This is a genomic window from Micromonospora sp. SCSIO 07396, assembly GCF_053667945.1.
This window is the reverse complement of sequence record NZ_CM132210.1, coordinates 7,214,064-7,232,607: the sequence shown is the minus strand read 5'-3', so window position 1 is coordinate 7,232,607 and position 18,544 is coordinate 7,214,064. Positions and strand designations below refer to the sequence as shown.

General features: G+C 73.9%; 17 protein-coding genes. 10 read left to right on the top strand and 7 right to left on the bottom strand.

The window, feature by feature from the left end; all coding sequences use genetic code 11:
- Positions 1 to 71: 71 nt before the first annotated feature.
- Genes ACWCHM_RS31840 through ACWCHM_RS31830 form a run of 3 tightly spaced genes read left to right on the top strand, consistent with a single transcriptional unit; the run spans position 72 to position 1,216 of the window.
- A complete protein-coding gene (locus ACWCHM_RS31840) occupies positions 72 to 662 on the top strand; it encodes a hypothetical protein (RefSeq protein WP_454221068.1) in 591 nt (196 codons plus the stop codon).
- A 42-nt stretch (positions 663 to 704) separates the two neighbouring features.
- Entirely contained in the window at positions 705 to 968 is a 264-nt protein-coding gene (locus ACWCHM_RS31835) for a DivIVA domain-containing protein (protein ID WP_204957539.1), read from the top strand.
- Positions 956 to 1,216, top strand: a complete 261-nt coding sequence (locus ACWCHM_RS31830; protein WP_454221067.1) for a hypothetical protein — start codon at positions 956 to 958, stop codon at positions 1,214 to 1,216. Before ACWCHM_RS31835 ends, ACWCHM_RS31830 begins: the two co-directional genes overlap by 13 nt.
- Positions 1,217 to 1,302: 86 nt before the next feature.
- Here ACWCHM_RS31830 and ACWCHM_RS31825 read toward each other — a convergent pair whose 3' ends face one another.
- Positions 1,303 to 2,205, bottom strand: a complete 903-nt coding sequence (locus ACWCHM_RS31825) for an ABC transporter permease (protein WP_088643199.1) — start codon at positions 2,203 to 2,205, stop codon at positions 1,303 to 1,305.
- Positions 2,205 to 5,075: an alpha/beta fold hydrolase gene (locus tag ACWCHM_RS31820; protein ID WP_454221066.1), complete on the bottom strand. Its 2,871-nt coding sequence runs from the start codon at positions 5,073 to 5,075 to the stop codon at positions 2,205 to 2,207. The genes ACWCHM_RS31825 and ACWCHM_RS31820 overlap by 1 nt, the downstream gene beginning before the upstream one ends.
- Positions 5,076 to 5,445: 370 nt before the next feature.
- On the opposite strand from ACWCHM_RS31820, the gene ACWCHM_RS31815 reads away from it, so the two are divergent.
- The 7 genes from ACWCHM_RS31815 (at position 5,446) to ACWCHM_RS31785 (ending at position 14,193) form a co-directional block, all read left to right on the top strand.
- Complete coding sequence (locus ACWCHM_RS31815) at positions 5,446 to 6,633, top strand: hypothetical protein (protein ID WP_454221065.1); 1,188 nt, start codon at positions 5,446 to 5,448, stop codon at positions 6,631 to 6,633.
- Positions 6,620 to 9,406: a nitrate- and nitrite sensing domain-containing protein gene (locus tag ACWCHM_RS31810; protein ID WP_454221064.1), complete on the top strand. Its 2,787-nt coding sequence runs from the start codon at positions 6,620 to 6,622 to the stop codon at positions 9,404 to 9,406. The genes ACWCHM_RS31815 and ACWCHM_RS31810 overlap by 14 nt, the downstream gene beginning before the upstream one ends.
- Positions 9,403 to 9,873, top strand: a complete 471-nt coding sequence (locus tag ACWCHM_RS31805; protein WP_067305308.1) for a roadblock/LC7 domain-containing protein — start codon at positions 9,403 to 9,405, stop codon at positions 9,871 to 9,873. The genes ACWCHM_RS31810 and ACWCHM_RS31805 overlap by 4 nt, the downstream gene beginning before the upstream one ends.
- Positions 9,870 to 10,337, top strand: a complete 468-nt coding sequence (locus ACWCHM_RS31800; protein ID WP_204957533.1) for a DUF742 domain-containing protein — start codon at positions 9,870 to 9,872, stop codon at positions 10,335 to 10,337. The genes ACWCHM_RS31805 and ACWCHM_RS31800 overlap by 4 nt, the downstream gene beginning before the upstream one ends.
- On the top strand, positions 10,315 to 11,070 hold the full coding sequence (locus tag ACWCHM_RS31795; RefSeq protein ID WP_454221062.1) for a GTP-binding protein: 756 nt from the start codon (positions 10,315 to 10,317) through the stop codon (positions 11,068 to 11,070). The genes ACWCHM_RS31800 and ACWCHM_RS31795 overlap by 23 nt, the downstream gene beginning before the upstream one ends.
- 41 nt (positions 11,071 to 11,111) lie before the next feature.
- A complete protein-coding gene (locus ACWCHM_RS31790; protein ID WP_454221060.1) occupies positions 11,112 to 11,783 on the top strand; it encodes a hypothetical protein in 672 nt (223 codons plus the stop codon).
- 112 nt (positions 11,784 to 11,895) lie between these two features.
- Positions 11,896 to 14,193 (top strand): AAA family ATPase, encoded by a 2,298-nt coding sequence (locus ACWCHM_RS31785; protein ID WP_454221058.1) that lies wholly within the window; start codon positions 11,896 to 11,898, stop codon positions 14,191 to 14,193.
- Between the two features lie 240 nt (positions 14,194 to 14,433).
- Here the strand turns inward: ACWCHM_RS31785 and ACWCHM_RS31780 are convergent, their stop codons facing one another.
- The 5 genes from ACWCHM_RS31780 to ACWCHM_RS31760 form a co-directional block, all read right to left on the bottom strand.
- On the bottom strand, positions 14,434 to 14,946 hold the full coding sequence (locus ACWCHM_RS31780) for a GNAT family N-acetyltransferase (protein WP_204957529.1): 513 nt from the start codon (positions 14,944 to 14,946) through the stop codon (positions 14,434 to 14,436).
- Positions 14,947 to 15,079: 133 nt separating this feature from the next.
- Positions 15,080 to 15,433 (bottom strand): DUF3263 domain-containing protein, encoded by a 354-nt coding sequence (locus ACWCHM_RS31775; protein ID WP_454223235.1) that lies wholly within the window; start codon positions 15,431 to 15,433, stop codon positions 15,080 to 15,082.
- 98 nt (positions 15,434 to 15,531) lie between these two features.
- Positions 15,532 to 16,545: an ABC transporter permease subunit gene (locus tag ACWCHM_RS31770; RefSeq protein ID WP_454221057.1), complete on the bottom strand. Its 1,014-nt coding sequence runs from the start codon at positions 16,543 to 16,545 to the stop codon at positions 15,532 to 15,534.
- Positions 16,542 to 17,552, bottom strand: coding sequence for an ABC transporter ATP-binding protein (locus ACWCHM_RS31765; protein WP_421489973.1), 1,011 nt, complete (start codon positions 17,550 to 17,552; stop codon positions 16,542 to 16,544). Before ACWCHM_RS31765 ends, ACWCHM_RS31770 begins: the two co-directional genes overlap by 4 nt.
- Before the next feature lie 118 nt (positions 17,553 to 17,670).
- On the bottom strand, positions 17,671 to 18,456 hold the full coding sequence (locus ACWCHM_RS31760) for a DeoR/GlpR family DNA-binding transcription regulator (RefSeq protein WP_204957526.1): 786 nt from the start codon (positions 18,454 to 18,456) through the stop codon (positions 17,671 to 17,673).
- Positions 18,457 to 18,544: the final 88 nt, after the last annotated feature.

Below are 18,544 nucleotides of genomic sequence, written 5' to 3'. Positions count from 1 at the left end.
CCCGGGTTGGCACCAGGGCCGGTTCGCCCTCCGGGAATAGACCCGGACAGCGCCGGGGCAGAGGAGGCACGGTGGAGACGAATACGGAGGTGCCGGTCGCCAGTGCGATCTGGGCGGTCGAGCAGGTGGCCGCCGAGTTGCGGGAGACGTACCTCGGGGTGGCCGCCGCCATGGTGCTGCTGCAACGCGTCGGCGCAGGCTGCACGCACCCGGCGCTCCGGCTGGCCCGGCGCAGCGGCGAGGATGCCCTCGACCTGGCCGGCGAGGTCGACCAGCAGGTCACCGACGGGGTACGCCGACTCCGGGGCACCGCCGGACATGCGGAGCCGAGCACCATCGGTGAGCTGGTCGAGGTGCTGGACACCGTCGGCAGCCAGTGGAGTGCGGCGGCCGATCGGATCCGGCGGCTCCCGGCCCGGGTCACCGCCGCCGGCCAACAGCTCCGCGACGCGCCCCCCGCCGACGCCCCACCCACCGAGGTCACCGGTCCCGCCGGGGCGGCCACCCGTCGGCAGGGGCGGCACGACACCGAGACGACGGCGCGGCAGTGGCAGCACGCTGCCGAACAGCTCGACCTGATGGTGGAGAGCCTGACCTCGGCCGTCGCCGCGCTGGCGTCGTACACCGGCGGGTTGTCGGGGGCGCAACCCACGACCCGCTGAAGCGCACCGCGCACCCCGACGAACGAGGAGAGGCCACACAGGATGATCTATCGAGCCGGGCGGCGGCTGCTGCCGCAGCACGTCCGCACCGTCACCTTCGGCACCCGTCGGTGGCGCGGCCTCGACCCCGAGCAGGTGTACGCCTTCCTCGACCAGGTCGCCGACGAGCTGGAACGGGTCACCCGTGACCTGGCGACCGCCACCACCGAGGGCGAGCGCATCCGGGTGGCGCTGCGACGGTGGGGATCGGGGCACACCGACTGCCGCCGGACGAGAGCCGCCCGGAACAGGTGGTGGCCACGGTGACCGACCCATGCTGGATCATCCACCTGCCGACCAGGCTGACCAGCGTCGACGAGGTCGCCGCCCTGGCGGTGGCGTTGCGTCGCTCGCTCGGGCACGTGCTCGCCGTCGACTTCGGCGAGACGACCCTGTCGCCGGAGGACCGGCAGTCCGTGCGTACCCGGGTCTGGTGCGACGCCCCGCTCGGCGGCCCCGGCCGCTGCGGTCGCACCGCCGGCCACGACGGCGGGTGCGCCCCGACGACGGAATGATCGACTCAACGGGGCCGGTGTCGCGGTGTCCGCCGGCGGCGATAGCGCAACATCGACCCCGTTGCTCTACGGCGAGCGGGCGGGGGTCAGCTGGTGACGTCCTTGCGGGTGAAGCGCCAGAAGGCCAGTCCCCAGAACAGGGTGGCGTAGCTGACCGCCGAGATCGCGCCCCGGACCACGTCGTCGGTCTGCATCGGGGTGGACAGCAGGCCCAGCCAGGCGCTGCTGTAGTGGGTCGGCAGAAAGTCGCGCAGCACCCCCAGCGCGGTGATCTGGTCCAGGATGCTGGACAGGATCCACAGCAGCACCGCACCACCGACCGCACCCAGCGCGGCGTCGGTGACCACCGACAGCAGGAACGCCAGCCCGGCCACCACCAGCAGCACCACCGCCAGGTAGCCGAGCACCGCCAGCAGCCTTACCAGCCCCTCGGTCGGGGTCAGCTCGGCGGCGACCTGGCTGGTCAGCGGCGACCAGCCGTAGCGCAGGGTGCCGGCGAGCAGGGCCGTACCGGCCAGCAACAGCAGGGCCAGCCCCGAGTACGCCAGCGCCACCAACAGCTTCACCGTCAGCAGCCGGGCCCGGGGCACCGGCACTGCCAGCAGGTACCGCAGGCTGCCCCAGCTCGCCTCGCTGGCCACCGTGTCACCGCAGAACAGCGCCACCACCACGACCAGCAGGAACGACGCCGACACCAGGATCGAGAAGAGGGTGAAGTTGAGCCCGCCCGAGGTGGCCAGGTCGGCGAGGCTGGCGAATTCGCCCCCGCCCCCGCCGTCGTCGTCCCCGGAGTCGAACTGGAACGCCACCAGGATGATCAACGGCAGCAGCACCATGAACCCGAGCGCCAACTGGGTACGCCGCCGCGACGCCTGCCGGCGGAACTCCGCCCCGAACGGCAGGGTCGCCCCCGGCCGGTAGCCGGCCGCCGCCCCACCCGGCCCGAACTCCCCCACACCCGACGGGGAACCCACCGAAGAACCTGCCATCACCGGTCACCGCTTCCCCGAGAGTTCTCGCCCACCAGGGCGAGGAACGCATCCTCCAGGCGACGCCGTGGCACCACCCGGTCCACCCCGATCCCGGCCCGGACCAGCTCGGCCACCACCTCGCTGCGGGCGGTCCCGTTCGTGTCCACCACCAGCCCACCGGCGTCGTCGGCGGTCAGCACCTGCACCGCGTCGAGGCGGCCCAGCACCTCCCGCGCGGCGGCCTGGTCGGTCACCTCGAACAGGGTGCTCGGCGACTCGCCGACGATCTCCTCCACCGGGCCGGAGGCGACGATCCGGCCCTTGTTCACCACCACCGCGTGCGTGCAGGTCTGCTCCACCTCGGCCAGCAGGTGACTGGAGACCAGCACCGCCCGGCCGTCGGTGGCGTAGCGCTGGAGCACCCGACGCATCTCCGCGATCTGCGGCGGGTCCAGGCCATCGGTCGGCTCGTCGAGCACCAGCAGCTCCGGCAGGCCCAGCATGGCCTGCGCGATGGCCAGCCGCTGCCGCATCCCGTGGCTGTAGTTCTTGGTCCGCCGGTGCACCGAGTCGCCCAGGCCGGCGATCTCCAACGCCTCGTCGAAGTGCGCGTCGGCCCACGGCCGCCCGGTGGCCCGCCAGTACGCCTTCAGGTTCTCCAGGCCGGACAGGTGCGGCAGGAAACCGGGCCCCTCCACCAGCGCGCCGATCCGCGACAGCACCGGCGAGCCGGGCACCAGCCGGTGCCCGAAGACGTAGATCTCCCCGGCGGTCGGCTGGGTCAGCCCCATCAGCACCCGCAGGGTGGTGGTCTTGCCCGCGCCGTTCGGGCCGAGCAGCCCCATCACCTGACCGGGGTGCACCTCGAAGTCCACCCGGGACACCGCGACGAACCCGTCCGCGTACTCCTTGCGCAGGTCGCGGACGGCGAGCGGGATGCCCGCGTACTCGGGGTGGACGGAGTCGTCCTGGCGGCGGTGCCGGCGGCGGACCACGGCGACGACCACGACGAGCCCGACCACGATCGCGGCCAGCAGGCCGACCAGCACCCAGCGCCACACCGTCGCGGTGGTCGGGATCGGCGTGGCGGTGACCGTCGGCAGGCTCACCGCCCCGTCGACCGCCACCGTGTATACGGCCGGCGCGGCCGGCGTGGTGTACGCCTGGTCGGCGGTGGCCAGCACCACCCGCAGCCGGTGCCCGGCCTCGACCCGGCGGACGATCGCCGGCAGGGTGACCTGGACCGGCTGCGCGGCGTCGATCGTGGCCGGCAGCCCGGTCAACCGGATCGGGGCGACCAGCCCGTCCGGCAGCGTCGCCGCGCCGGCCGGGTCGACGTCGTAGAGCTTCGCGAACAGCACCGCCTCGCCGGTCGCCGACGCGGCCCGGACGGTGACGGTGGGCGCGCCCACCACGTCCACCGCCTCGGTCAGCGGCGCAGACTCGAACCGGGCGTGCTGGCCGGGCACGTCACCGGCCACCCCGTCGAGCAGGGAACCGAGCGAACCGGCGAACGGGATCGCCGAGATCGCCGCCGGGTTGCCGTTGGGCGGGTTCGCGACCGGCTGCGCCGTCCCGGTGACCGGCACCTCCCGCCGGGTGTCCCCGGTCACCCCGGGATAGTCGGCGGTGCGGTAACCGGTGGCGACCAGTCCCCGGTCGAGGGCGTCGAAGCCGGCGATCCGGGAGAACGTGAAGTCGTCACCGGGGGCCGCGCCGGTGCCCTTGACGTAGTGGTCCAGCCACTGCACGGTCAGGTACTTCACCCGGTCGGAGTCGCTGGTCGGCCCGGTGCCGCCGTCGTGGCCGCCGGTGAACCAGGCCACCCGCACGGGGGTGCCGGCGGCGGCGATGCCGCGCGCGTTGGCGTCCGCCTCGGTGAGCGGGAAGAGGGTGTCCGCCTCGCCCTGCACCAGCAGGGCGGGGGCCTTGATCCGGCCCAGCACGTCGGCCGGGGAGGAACGCCGGAGCAGGTCCACCGCCGCCTGGTCGGCCCGCCCGGTGGTGGCGATCCGCAGGTACGCGGCGCAGACGTCGGCGGCGAACCGGCCGCAGGACGGGTCGGCGGCGGCTCCCGGGGCACGCGGCGACCGGCTGCCCGGCCCGTCGCCCGGCTGCGGGCTGGGCGCACCGGCCGACGCGGGAGCGCCCTCCGGCTGGACGGCGGCGGTGTTGCCGGAGAGCCCGGCCGGCCCGGAACCGGCGCTGCCGCCGCCGCCGAAGAAGATGCCGGCCCAACCCTTCTTGAACACGCCCTCGGTGGCCGGCTTGCCGGTGCTCTCCGGCAGGAAGGCGCGGGACAGGTCGTTCCAGGTGATCATGGGGACGATCGCGTCGACCCGGGGGTCCTGCGCGGCCAGCAGCAGGGCCAGCCCGCCGCCGTACGAGCCACCGACCACCCCGACCCGGGGGTCACCGGCGGTGTCGGTACGCACCTCGGGGCGGGCGGCCAGCCAGTCCAGCAGCCGCTGGGCGTCGCGCACCTCGTAGTCGGGGCTGTCCAGGTGGATCTGCCCGCCGCTGCGGCCGAAGCCCCGCGCCGTCCAGGTCAGCACCGCGTAGCCCTGCCCCACCAGGTCCTCGGCGTCGGCGCGGACGGAGTCCTTCGTACCGCCGAAGCCGTGCGCCAGCAGCACCGCCGGTGCCTTCCGGTCGGCCGACGCGCCCTCGGGCAGGTAGAACGTGGTGTCCAGGTCGACGGGCTCGTCACCGGCCGGCCCGGAGCGCACGGTGAGCATGGTCGACTCGGTGCGGAAGTCCGGCCGGTCCGGCCAGACCGCCCAGCCGACGACCGCCGCCAACAGGACGACGACCACCGACGCGGCGACCCCTCGACGACCGGTGGGCAGGGCACGGCGAAGCCGGGCGGCCGACAACGGCGATTTCATTCGGCTCACGGTACGGCCCGGAAGCTGAGCGTTGGCTGAGATCCGCCGTACGTCCGTCCTGGCCAGCCGATCGGCGATCGGCGGAGGCAAACCGCACAAGGTCACCCGGCGTTCACGCAGAACGAATTCGGATTACGTGAATTCACGCGTAAGGCGCGATATCGCTATGGAAACGAGCATGTCACCGTGACAACAGTACGCAGCGTCACGAGAAGTTCAAACTTGCGTCACATCACTCGAAGTGACGCAAAACTGACCCGCGTAGACCTCCGACCAGGGATCACCCGTCGATTAGGTTCTCGGTCCGACGCACGGGACCGAATTGTCACGCCATCCCCGACCCCCTGCGCCGCCGCCGGAGGAGACAACCATGACCGTTCCCGCCTCGCGGGTCCGTCGACGGCCCAGGACACCGGGCCGCCTGTTGCCGCTGTTACTCGCCACTGCGCTGCTGCTGCCGGTGGCGTTCCTCGTCGTACAGGGCCACCAGCTCGTGGACACCGACCGTGAGCTGGCCGAACGGGAACGGCTCGGCGTCGAGTACCTGCGCGCCCTCGGCCCGGTCACCGAGGCGCTGGTCGACGCGCAGACCGCCGCCGTCGCCTCCCGCCCGGTGCCCCGCGACGCCCTGGACCGAGCCGTGGAGGCGGCCGCGGCGGTCGACGCCCGGGTCGGCGGCGAACTGCGCAGCACCGAACGGTGGGCCGGCCTGCGGGCGAAACTGGAGGGCCTGCCCAGCCGGTCGCTCACCGACCCGGAAACCGCCTTCACCGCGTACGGCGAGGTCACCGACCTGCTGCTCGCCCTGCACGGCAAGATCCGCGAAACCTCCGGCCTGATCCGCGACCCCGGCTCCGACTCGTACTTCCTGCAGGACGGCGTCGGCGAGGAGATGCCGGAGGCGACGGTCGCCGCCGGACGCCTCATCGACCTGGCCGTGCTGGCACAGCGACGCCCCGCCACCGACCAGGCCCGCACCGTGGGTGAACTGGCCACCCTCCGGTTCGCCGCCCTGCAACCGGCCGGCGACCTGGTCAACGACCTCCAGACGGTGGTCGACACCTCGGAGAGCGCCGACATCGGCGCCGGGGTGCTCACCCCGTTCGACACCTACCAGCGGGCGGTCGAGGCGCTGGGGGCGCTGTCCCAGCCCCGGGGCCGGACCCAGGAGCTGGACGTGGCGAAACTCGCCGCCGCCCGGACCCAGGCACAGACCGCCGCCCGGGAACTCCAACCGGTCCTCCTCGACGAACTCGACCGGCTGCTGCGGCAGCGCATCGACCAGCTCGACCGCGACGCCCTGCTGATCATCGCCGCCGGTGGGGTGGCCGGGCTGCTGCTGGTGGCGCTCGGCGCGAGCGGTTGGCTGCCGACCCGCCGCCGCGAACGCCCCACGGGCCGGGGCAACCCACCGGGCGGAGAGCCCGCCGACGCCACCGCGCCCACCCCATGGGAACCGCCGACGCCGCCCGGTCGCCTGCCCGCCGGGCCGGTGCTCCAGCCGGCCGGCCGGGGCACCGAACCCGACAGGTGGAGGCCCTTCGATGCTGCTCGGTAGGCTGCGGATCCGGGGCAAGCTTGCCCTGCTGGTGGTCGTCCCCCTGCTCTGCATGGCCGGGCTCACGGTGCCGGTGGTCTGGGAACGCGCCACCGAGGCCCAGCGGGCCGGCGACACCGCCGACCGGGTCCGGATCGCCAGCCGGGTCGGCACGATCCTGCAACACCTCCAGCAGGAACGCCTGCTCGCCGTCGGCCTGCTGCTCGGGCAGGTCCAACGCACCGACCTCGTGCAGAAGATCGCCGAGGTGGACGACCGGGTCGCCGACCTGCGCTCCGACCTCGGCGACGACCTGCCCGCCGAGGTCGACACCGCCCTCGACGGGGTACGCCAGCTGGCCACGCTGCGGACGGCGGCGGTCGCCGGGCAGACCGGCCCCGACCAGCTCATGGCCGGGTACGGGCCGGTGAACACCGCCCTGATCGACTCGCTGCGGCTGCGGCTCAACGCGGACACCCGCACCCCGGCCGGACGACAGGTGCTCGCCCTGGACGGCCTGCTACGCACCGGCGAGACCCTCAGCGCCGGGGCCACCCTGATCGTGCTGGTCGCCGCCCGACCCAACGCCCAGACCGTCACCGCCTACGTGGCCAACTTCGCCGTCCTCTCCGACGAGAGCGCCCGGCTCCAGGCCCTGGTCACCCCCGAGCAGCTCGACCTGCTCACCCTGGAGGAGATCGCGGTCGCCAACCGCACCGGGCCGAACTTCATCGACCAGAGCGCCGTCGACCCGGCCACCGCCATCGGCGCACTGGACGTGGCGACCCTCTTCCCCACCGTCGGCTCGATGATCACGCTAGGCCAGTTCGTCGAGAAGAAACTGGCCGCCGACGTCACCGCCGAGGTACGCGCCGACCGGCAGGTGGCGCTCGCCGGGGCGTACTGGGTGACGCTGCTGATGGTGACCATCCTGATCGCGGTCATCCTGCTCACCATGGCGGTCGGCCGGGCGGTGGCCCGACCGCTCACCCGGCTCACCCGTTCCGCCGACCGGGTCGCCCGGGTCGCCGAGTCCGAACTGGTCCGGGTCGCCGACGACGAGTCCGAAACCACCCCACCGGTACGCCTCGACCCGGTCGACGTGGGGGCCCGGGACGAGATCGGCGACCTGGCCCGCGCCTTCGAACGGGTGCAGAACACCGCCGCCCGGCTGGTGGAACGGCAGGTGGCCAGCCGACGCAACGTGGCCCAGATGTTCGGCCACGTCGGACGGCGTACCCAGAACCTGGTCGGCCGGCAGATCGCCCTGATCGACCGGCTGGAGCAGCAGGAGACCGAGCCGGGCCGGCTGGAACACCTGTACCGGCTCGACCACATCTCCAGCCGGCTGCGCCGCAACGCGGGCAGCCTGGTGGTGCTCTCCGGCGCGACCGGCGACGACGCGCACGTCGCACCGGTCCCGGTCGCCGACGTGGTCCGGTTGGCCCTCGGTGAGATCGAGGACTACACCCGGGTGGACGTGCAGGTCCCGCCGGAGGTCGTCGCCGCACCGGCGATCGTCGGTGACCTGGTGCTGACGCTGGCCGAGCTGATGGAGAACGCCACCGTGTTCTCCCCGCCGCACACCCGGGTCGTGGTCACCGCCGAGACGACCGACGACGGCGCCCGGCTGGCCGTCATCGACCAGGGCATCGGGATGAGCGGGCAACGGCTCGCCGAGGAGAACGCCCGGTTCACCCGCCGGGAACGGCTGGACCTGGCCCCGTCCGAGGTGCTGGGGCTCTTCGTGGTGGGTCGGCTCGCCCGCCGGCACGGCTGGACGGTGGAACTCGCCGCCACCCCGGGCGGCGGGGTGACCGCCAGCCTGGCGCTCCCCGGCTCCGCCCTGGCCCGCCCCGCGACCGGACGTGGCGGGGAACCCGTCAACCGGGTCGCGCTGCCGTCAAGGGACCGCCCCGTGACGCCCCCGCCGGCCGGACTGCCGACGCGGGAACGCCTTGCACCGACCGGCCCGGCCACCGACTTCCCCCTGCGGACCGGCCGCACGCCGGTCGTGCTCGACGCCGGTCCCGCCCGGCCGACGGTCGACGCGGCGTCGGCCCGGCCGGTGGTCGACGCCACGGCGCTGCCCGGGTTCGATCCCACGCTGCTCAGCAAGGCGACCAGGAGCATGGCGGCCACCGGCCCCTGGGACGCGTTCAGCACCGCGCCGGCCGACCAGGAGCCGTCCCGTGCCCCCGGCGGCGACCCGGACGTGGCCCGTCCCACCGGCGGCGAACCGGCCGGGGCGACGACGGTGCTGCCGGCCCGGGGCACCGCCCCGGTGGCCGACGCGCCCCGCCCGGCGGTCCCGCAGGCCGTCGGACTCCCCACGGTGGGGCAGACCACCGCGCCCACGGCGGACCGACCGGCCCCGCTGCCCGGCATCCGGCAGCGGGTCCCCGGGGCCAGCCTGCCCCGCGCCGCACCTGTCGTCGGGCCGGTCGACGGCAGCCGGGCCGACCCGGACGCCGCGCGGGCCCTGGTCGAGCAGTTCCAGTCCGGGGTGCACCGGGCCGAACAGGCCGGGCCGGCCGCCGCGTCCGTTGCCGCCCGACCCGCTGCCACCCGACCCCCTGCGGCCCAGCCCTCCGCCGAACCGGCGGTGCCCCGGCTGACCCGGCGGATCCCGGGCGCCAACCTGACCGTCTCACCGCCCCGGCAGGCACCCAGCCAGAATCCGGGAGATCCGGGCGAGGTCCGCGATCTCATCAACGCGTTCGAGACGGGCGTCGCCCGCGCTCTGCGCGAAGTCCGCACCGACCACCGCACTGAAGAAGGAACGACACGGTGACCAGCCCGCACGTACACGAGAACGTCGACTACCAGAACCATCCCGCCGGGGATCTCAGTCCGGAGGCGCGCACGTTCAACTGGCTGTTGGACTCGTTCACCTCCAGCACCGCCGGCGTCCTGGAGGCCATCGCGGTCTCCTCCGACGGGCTGCTGATGGCCATGTCGTCGATCAAGGACCGGTCCAACGCGGAACGCCTCGCCGCCGTCGTCTCCGGCATGACCAGCCTGGCCGGGGGTGCCGCCAGCTGGTACGCCCTCGGCGGGCTCAACCGGGTGATCGTGGACATGGCCGACGGCTACCTGCTGATCACGGCGATCAGCAGCGGTTCCGTGCTGGGCGTGATCGCCGACCGGTCGGCGAACCTGGGCACCGTCGCGTACGAGATGACGCTCTTCGCCGGCCGGGCCGGCGGCGCGCTGACACCGAGACTCATCGCCGAGCTGAAGAACGCCGTTCAGCAATGACCCGGGACGCCGCCGGCGAGGAACCGGAACCCGAACCCATGGTCCGGGTCCGCCCCTACCTGCGGATTCCGATCGGCGACGCGACACCGACGCCCGCGCCCGAGCCGGAGGCCGACCGCCCGGCCAGCCCCCGTCCGTTCGTGCTGACCGCCGGGCGGGTGGCCGGCGCGGACCCGGCGATCGGCCTGGAGACCCAGGTCACCGCCCGGTCCGGGCCGGGCCGGGCCGCCGCCGTGGCGGCCCTGCTGGCCCCCGAGTTGCAGGCGATCGTCGCCCTGTGCGGCGAGCCGATCTCGGTCGCGGAGATCTCCGCCCGGATGCGGCTGCAACTCGGCGTGACCCGGGTGCTGGTCGGCGACCTGCGGGCCGCCGGCCATCTCGACGTGCACGTCGGCGTCGTCGACGACGCATTTGACCCCGACCTCATCCTGCGAGTGATTGATGGACTCCGTGCGATCTCCTGAATGGCCGGTCGCCCCGCTCGGCGGGCTCGCCGCGAACAGTGCCTCCGCCCGCTACGGACAGCCCGTGGGCGGCCCTCCGACGGTGCCGCAGCACCTGGGCGCGCCACCGCCGTACCGACCACCGGCGGCGTCGGCGACACCGACGACGGACACCCGCAGCGGCCCGCCGGCCGCTCCGCCGATCCCGGTCAAGCTGCTCATCGCCGGGGGGTTCGGGGTGGGCAAGACGACCACGGTCGGTGCCATCTCCGAGATCGCTCCGCTGACCACCGAGGCCGAGATGACCAGCGCCGGGATCGGGGTGGACGACCCGGGGGCCCGCAGCGGGAAGACCACCACCACGGTGGCGATGGACTTCGGCTGCGTGACCATCGACCGGAGCCTGAAGCTCTACCTGTTCGGCACGCCCGGCCAGGACCGGTTCGGTTTCATGTGGGACGACCTGGCGCGGGGCGCGCTCGGCGCGTTGGTGGTGGTGGACAGCTCCCGGCTGGACGACTGCTACCCGGCGATCGACTTCTTCGAGCGGGCCGGCCTGCCCTTCGTGGTCGGGGTGAACACCTTCGACGGCCGGCTGACCCACGAGCTGGGGGCGATCCGGTGGGCGCTGGCGATCGGTGACCACGTGCCGCTGGTGCAGTTCGATGCCCGGGAACGGCTGTCGGTGCGGGACGCCCTGCTGGTCGTCCTGGACCGGGCGCTGGACCGGGCGGTACGGGAGAAGGGCGCCTGACCGAACCGACGCCCGGTCGTTTCATCGGAGAGGGGGACGTGATGAGGGGTGGTCTGGACGAGACACTGGCCCGGTTGGCCCGCCGTGAGGAGGCCCGTCGCCGCCGGTCGGCCGATCCGGAGGCCGACGACGGTGGACCGACCCTGGCCTTCGGGGCCACCGGCCACCCGCCCACCACCCCGGCCAGCCCTGGGCCGGGAGCGACGCAACAGGCACGCCCGGGGCCGGCCGCCACCGAGCCGACGCGCTCCGGGCCGGGACCCGCGACGCCGGCGGCCGGCGAACTGGCCCGGACCGGGTCCGGGTGGGCCGGGCCGGTGCCCGCCGCCGACGGCGACCCGGTGGAGGAGGTGGCCGAGGCCGTCCGCCGGGTGGTGGCCGCCCGTCCCGGGCTGACCGTGGTGCTGCGTGTCGAGTACGCGGGACGCACGTACCCGCTGCGCATCGAGCAGGCGCAGCCCACGGCCCGTAACGAGCGGCCGGGCACCGGGGCACGCACCGAACGACCGGAGAACGGGGCACGCAACGGGCGGCCGGAGGTCGGGGCACGGGCGGGTGTCGACCCGTCGGCCGCCCCGCCGCCGGCCTGGCCGCTGGCCGACCGGACTCCGCCGGCGTGGACACCGGCCCGGGAGATGCCGGGTGTCGATCCGGCCGCCCGGCTCGCCGAGTTGATCAGGCGGGACCCGACGCTGCTCGACAGCGACACCTGACGGTACGACCGGGGCGCGGGACCCCGCGTCGCCGGCCGGCCGGGCGGCTGGCCTGGGCGGTCGTACCGGATGACCACGGGCGTCGGCGGCGGCGGGCGGCTACTGTCGGGCGATGCCCGCACCGGATCTGACCCTGACCGCCAGTCTGCGCCCGGCCGCGCTGGATGCCCGACGTGGCATCGTCCGGCTGCATCCGGAGGTGCTCACCGCCCTGGCCCTGCGCCCCGGGGACCCGGTGCGGCTGGCCGGTAGGCGGGTCACCGCCGGGATCGTCGCGCCCGCCGAGCCGACCGCCAGCGCCGCTCTGCTCTACGCCGACGACCTGACGCTGGGCAACCTCGGGCTACGCGACGGCGGTCAGGTGACTGTCGGTCCCGCCCCGGTGACCCCGGCCAGGCGGGTGACCCTGGCCGGCCCGGTGTCGGTGCTCGCCGCGGTGTCCCCGGAGATGCTCCGGCTCGCCCTGCTCGGCAAGGTCGTCACCGAGGGCGACAACGTCTCGCTGCTCCCCCAGGACGTGCTCCCCGACGCCTCGGTGCGCGGTCTGGTCGAGGCCGCCCGCCGCAGTCTCGCCAACACCGTCGGGTACGCCTGGACGAGCACCCTGTTGACCGTGGTCGCCGCCGACCCGCAGACCGGTGGCCTGGTCACCATGGACACCGTGGTCGGTTGGGAACACGGCCAGGTCACCCACGGTTCGTCCGGTCCGGCCGGTGGCGGGCCGGGCTCGGCCGGCCGCGCCGGGACGGCTCCGGCCGGCAGCCCGACGGGCCCGACCGGAGAGGCCGAGAGGGCCGGGCAGGCCGGCGGGGCCGGGGAGGCCGGCGGGGCCGGGCACGACGACGACGTGCCGCACGTGGACGAACTGCCCGGCCTGCGGGCCCAGGCCGAGCAGCTGACCGAACTGCTGGACCTCGGCTTCCACCACCGGGAGGTGCTGGGGCGGCTGGGCACCACGGTCTCGCTCGGTGTGCTGCTCAGCGGGCCGGCCGGCTCGGGCAAGTCGGCGCTGGTGCGGGCGGTGGCCAAGACGGTCGGTGCCCGGGTACGCCCGCTGTGGGCGCCGGAACTCGCCGCGCTGACCAACGACGCGGCGGCCCGACGGCTGCGCGACACCGTCGCCGAGCTGGCCTCGGGCGGGCCGGCCGTGCTGCTGGTCACCGACGTGGAGGCGCTGGCCCCGGCCGAGGACGCCGGGCCGCTGGCCACCGTGTTCCGGCAGGTGCTCGCCGGGGCCGTCCGGTCGGGTACGGCGGTGGTGTGCACCACCTCGCGGCCGGAGTCGGTCGACCCGGGGTTGCGCGCGCCGGATCTGCTGTCGATGCGGATCTCGGTGCCGCTGCCCGATCCGGCGTTGCGTCGGGAGCAGTTGACCGTGCTGACCCGGCAGGTGCCGCTGGCCGAGGACGTCCGGCTCGACGAGGTGGCGGGGCGTACCCCCGGGTTCGTCGCCGCCGACCTCGCCGCGCTGGTCCGCGAGGCCGGGGTGCGGGCGGCGCTGCGGCAGAAGACGGCGCAGACACCGACGGTGGCGATGGCCGACTTCACGGCGGCGCTGGAGGTGGTCCGGCCGACCACCATGGCGGCGTCCACGCTGGAGCTGGCGACGGTCACCCTGGACGACGTCGGCGGCCTCGGCGAGGTGAAGCAGACCCTCACCGAGTCGGTGCTCTGGCCGCTGACCTACCCGGACACCTTCGCCCGGCTGGGGGTGCAGCCGCCCCGGGGGGTGCTGCTCTACGGGCCGCCCGGGTGCGGCAAGACCTACCTGGTGACCGCCCTGGCCGGCACCGGACGGGCGAACGTGCTGTCGGTGAAGGGTGCCGAACTGCTGTCCAAGTGGGTCGGCGAGAGCGAGCGGGCCGTACGGGAGCTGTTCCGCCGGGCCCGCGAGGCCGCGCCGACGCTGGTCTTCCTCGACGAGATGGACGCGCTGGCCCCGGTGCGCGGCCAGGCCACCGACGGCGGTACGACCGACCGGGTGGTGGCCGCCCTGCTGACCGAGCTGGACGGGGTGGAGGCGCTGCGCAACGTCGTGGTGATCGGGGCGACCAACCGGCCGGATCTGGTCGACCCGGCCCTGCTGCGCCCCGGCCGGCTGGAACGGCTGGTGTACGTGCCGCCGCCGGACGGCCCGGCCCGCGCGGAGATCCTGCGGGCCGCGTCCCGTGCCGTGCCGCTCGCCGGGGACGTCGACCTGGCGGCGCTCGGCGAGGAGCTGACCGGCTTCTCGGCAGCGGACTGCGCGGCGCTGGTGCGGGAGGCGGCGCTGGCCGCGATGCGGGAGTCGCTGTCGGCCGCCACGGTCACCGCCGCGCACGTCGCCACCGCCCGGGACCGCGTCCGCCCCTCGCTGGACGCCGAGCAGGTCGCCTGGCTCGCCGCCTACGCCGACAAGCACGCGGGCTGAGCCTGCTCGTGCAGCCGTGCCGGGCGGGTCGGGCCGTGCCGGGCGGTTGGCTCCGGCTGGGCGTGTCGTCGGGGAGGGTGGATGTGCCGGTGAGCGATATACCTGAGCGGCATAAATATGGCAGGTAGTCATATCACTCGCTGCGGGCATCTCGACCGTAGGCGACACGCCGCCCGCGCGGGGCAGACGAGGGGTCAGCCGTCGGCAACACGCCGATCCGCGCGGCGGCAGGCGAGGGGGTCAGCCGGCGGCGGGGGGCGTCGCGTCGAGTGAGATCTCCGCGTACACCTTGTGGTCGTCTTCGCGGAGCTTGGCGCCGCAGTTGCGCAGCACCGCGACGGCCCCCAGGTTGTCCGGGGTGGTCTCGGCGACGACGGAGTGCATGCCGGCCGCCGCCGCGGCGTTGAGCAGTTGCCGCAGGGCCGCCGCGCCGAGCCCCTGGCCCCGGGCCGACCGGCCGAGCCACATTCCGGTCTCGACCACGCCGGGAGCGTCGCAGCGGGTCATCCGGATCATGCCGACGACCTCGCCGCCGGCGCACACGGCGAACATCAGGGTGCGGGTCGGGCCGTCCAGCCCGCCGAAGCTGGCCCGGTGGAAATCCCGGAACGCCTCCCGGCGGGCCAGCGACCAGCCGGCGGGGGCGTCGACCGGGGGCATGACGTCAATCGGCTCCGCCTCGGCCGCCGCTACGGAGAGCAACGATTCCAGGTTCGCCTCGTCCACCGGCTCCAGCCGTACCGTGCCTGCCACGTGCCGCAGTCTGCCGCCCGTAGCGGCCGTCGTCCACCTCTTTGGCCGGTGACTGGCGGTCTGGTCGCAGGTCTCGGCCGGTCGTCCCATCGGAGCGGGCAACCTCACGCTCCGCTGTCGGTGCGCGCGGGTCTCAGCGGCGGCGGTTGCGGGCGCGGGAGGCGCGCAGCCGGCGGAGCCGACCGATCAGCAGCGGCTCGGCGGCCAGCGCGGCCGGGCGGTCGAGCAGGGCGTTGAGCAACTGGTAGTAACGGGTCGCGGACAGCCCGAAGGTGTCCCGGATGGCCTGTTCCTTGGCCCCGGCGTGCCGCCACCACTGCTGTTCGAAGGCGAGGATCGACCGTTCCCGCTCGGTCAGCTCGTCGCCGCCGGGGGGTGGGGGGTCGGCGGGGGGCACGGGCGGCATGGCGTCGGTGGGCGGCGGCACGGCGCTCCTCGGCAGGGTGGACGACCGGGCGTGCCGGCCGGGGAAACCCAGCTTAACCAGGGTGGGCGACGCTTCCGGACGACGGACGGGCCCGGCCGACACGTGGTCGACCCGGGCCCGTCACGGTCGGGTGCCGCCCGAACCGGGCGGCACCCGGATCAGGTGATGTCCCGCCGGCGCATCATCCAGAACGCGGCGACCATCACCACGGCGGTGCCGATGCCGAACACCAGCGCCGAGTCCTGCCAGGTCACCAGCAGTTCCTTGGGCGTGCACTCGCCCTGGACGAGCTCGCAGGAGCGGTAGTCGACAAGCGCCCACTGCTTCTGGAACCAGGCCAGCGCGTAGGTGGACAGCACCCACCGGTCACCGAAGCGCACCTCGGCGATCGTCGTGGCGATCCGGATGCCGATCTCACTGATCACCCCCGCGCCCACGGCCACCCCCAGGGCCATCGCCGTGTGCCGGCCCAGGGACGCCAGGGCGAAGGCCACCGCGCCGGCGGCGAGGATCATCGCCAGTGCCCGCAGGCCGCTGATCCCGGCGGACTGCCACACCCCGGAGGTGACCTTCTCGGTGGTCCCCCGGAAGCTGGCGATCAGCCAGAAGGCCAGGGTCCACAGCGCACCGAGCACCACCGTCACCCCGGTCAGCGTGGTGAGCACGGCGGCCAGCTTGGTGCCGAGCACGGTGAGCCGTTTCGGCCGCCACAGCAGCAGGTTCATCATCCCGCCGGTGCTCCACTCGGCCCCCACGAAGGAGGCGCCGATCAGGAAGCCGAACAGCGCCACCGCCCCGGCGAAGACGGCGATGAAGATCTCGAACTCGGCCCGGAAGTCGAACTGGTAGGGCAGGTTCCACTTCGGGTCGAACATCTCGGCGGTGGGCTTCCAGTCCCGGCCGCAGTTCGGGCCGTACCGCTCGTCGGTCTGCTCGCCACGGGCCTTGGCCGCGTCGCACTCGGCGATCGAACGCTCCCACTCCCGGAGGGCGTCGCGGAAGTTCGCGTCCGACTCCGCCTGCGCCTGGGCGATCACGGCCGGCGAGAGCTTCTGGCTGGAGAAGGTGAAGGCGGTGACGATGCCGGCCAGGCCGAGGACGAGCAGGATCAGCATGACCCGGGTGAGCCGGCGCTTGGCCAGCCGACGTAGTTCGGTGACGTACAGGCTCATGCGCCCCACCCTCCCGTGGTGCCGGCGGTGCGGCCCGGCTCGCCGATCGTGGCGGACTGGTCGACCTGGCGGTGCTGACCGGGGACCGGAGCGGTGGCGGTGATCTCCAGGAAGACGCTCTCCAGGTCCACCGAGACCGGGGCCAGTTCGCTGACGTACAGGTGTTGTTCGGCGAGCAGCCGGCTGACCGTGGCCGGCTTGTCCACGCCGGCCAGCATCAGGTGGTCCGGGTGGCGGGTGACCGCGACGCCGGCCCGGCCGAGCAGGTCGGCGGCGGCGGAGAGGTCCTCGGCGGCGTCCAGCCGCACCCGTACGCCGCCGTGCGAGTGCTGGGCCAGCACCTGCTCCACCGGACCGGCGGCGACCCGGCGGCCCAGCGAGATGATGGTGACCTCGTCGCAGATGAGCTGGATCTCGCCGAGGATGTGGCTGGAGAGCACCACGGTCATCCCGGATTCGGCGAGGGTGCGCATCAGGGTGCGCATCTCCCGGATGCCGCCCGGGTCGAGGCCGTTGGCCGGCTCGTCGAGGATCAGCAGTTTGGGGTTCTTGAGCAGGGCGGACGCGACGGCGAGCCGCTGCTTCATGCCGAGTGAGTACGTCTTGACCCGCTCGGCGGCCCGGTCGCGCAGCCCGACGAGTTCGAGCACCTCGTCGACCCGTACGGCGGGGACGTCGCCGGCCCCGGCCAGCAGGGACAGGGTGTCCCGGGCGGAGAAGTGCGGGAAGAACTGCGGGCTCTCCACGATCGCGCCGACCTGACCGGCGACGGTGGGCAGTGCGCCGGGCACCTCGTGCCCGAGGACGGCCATCCGCCCACCGTCGGGCTGGATCAGCCCGAGCAGGGTACGCAGGGTGGTGGTCTTGCCCGACCCGTTGGGGCCGAGGAAGCCGTGCACCTGGCCGGCCTCCACCCGCATGTCGAAGCCGTCCAGCGCGTTGCGGACCCCACGCCGGCGGCTCTTGTACGTCTTACGTAGACCTTCGATCTCCAGGACAGCCGACAAGCTGCGCCTCCCCCGATGGTGGCTGATGACAGCGGTCACCATACTCGGTATACCCGGGAGGGCAATACCCGGTATGCATCGGCGCTCGATTACTACCGACGGTGTACCGACGGGTCACTCAGGCACAGATGACGGCCACTCCGGCGGCGCGGAACGCATCGACCAGTTCCGGGGCCGCCCCGGAGTCGGTCACCAGGGTCTCCACCCGCTCCACCGGGCAGATCCGGGCGAAGGCGTGACCGCCCAGCTTGGACGAGTCCGCGATGATCACGACCCGTTTGGCCCGCGCCACCATCAGGTTGTTCATCGCCGCCTCCCCCTCGTGGTGGGCGGCGGCACCCAGCTGCGGATCGAGCGCGTCCACGCCCAACAGGGCGACGTCCAGGGTGACCTCGCGCAGCAACGCCCCACCGAGCGGCCCGACCAGTTCGAACGACTTCGGCCGCACCACACCCCCGGCGACCACCACCTTCATCCGGGAGCGGACCAGCAGTTCGTTGGCGATGTTCAGGGCGTTGGTGACCACGGTGAGCTGGGCACCCTCGGCGTTGGTGTTCAGATCCGGCCGGACGGCCAGGGCGCGGGCCACCTCGGTGCTGGTGGTGCCGCCGTTGAGGCCGACCACGGTGCCCGGCGACACGAGCGCGGCGGCGGCGGCCCCGATCCGCTGCTTCTCGGCCGAGTGCTTGGCCGTCTTGTAGCGCAGCGGCAGGTCGTAGGACACACCGTTGGCGACCGCGCCGCCCCGGGTCCGGGTGATCATCTGCTGCTGGGCGAGCTGGTCGAAGTCGCGGCGGATGGTGGCCTGGGAGACGTCCAGCCGCTCGGCGGCCTCCTCGACGCTGACCCGACCGCTGTCGGTGAGCATTTCGAGCAGAGCGTTCCACCTGGCGTACCGGTCCACGGGGGGCCTCCGACTCTGCACGAAGGGTGATCGAATGCGTGCACAGTAGTGCGCGAAACTCCCGGTACGCAAAACCATCGACTGCGCG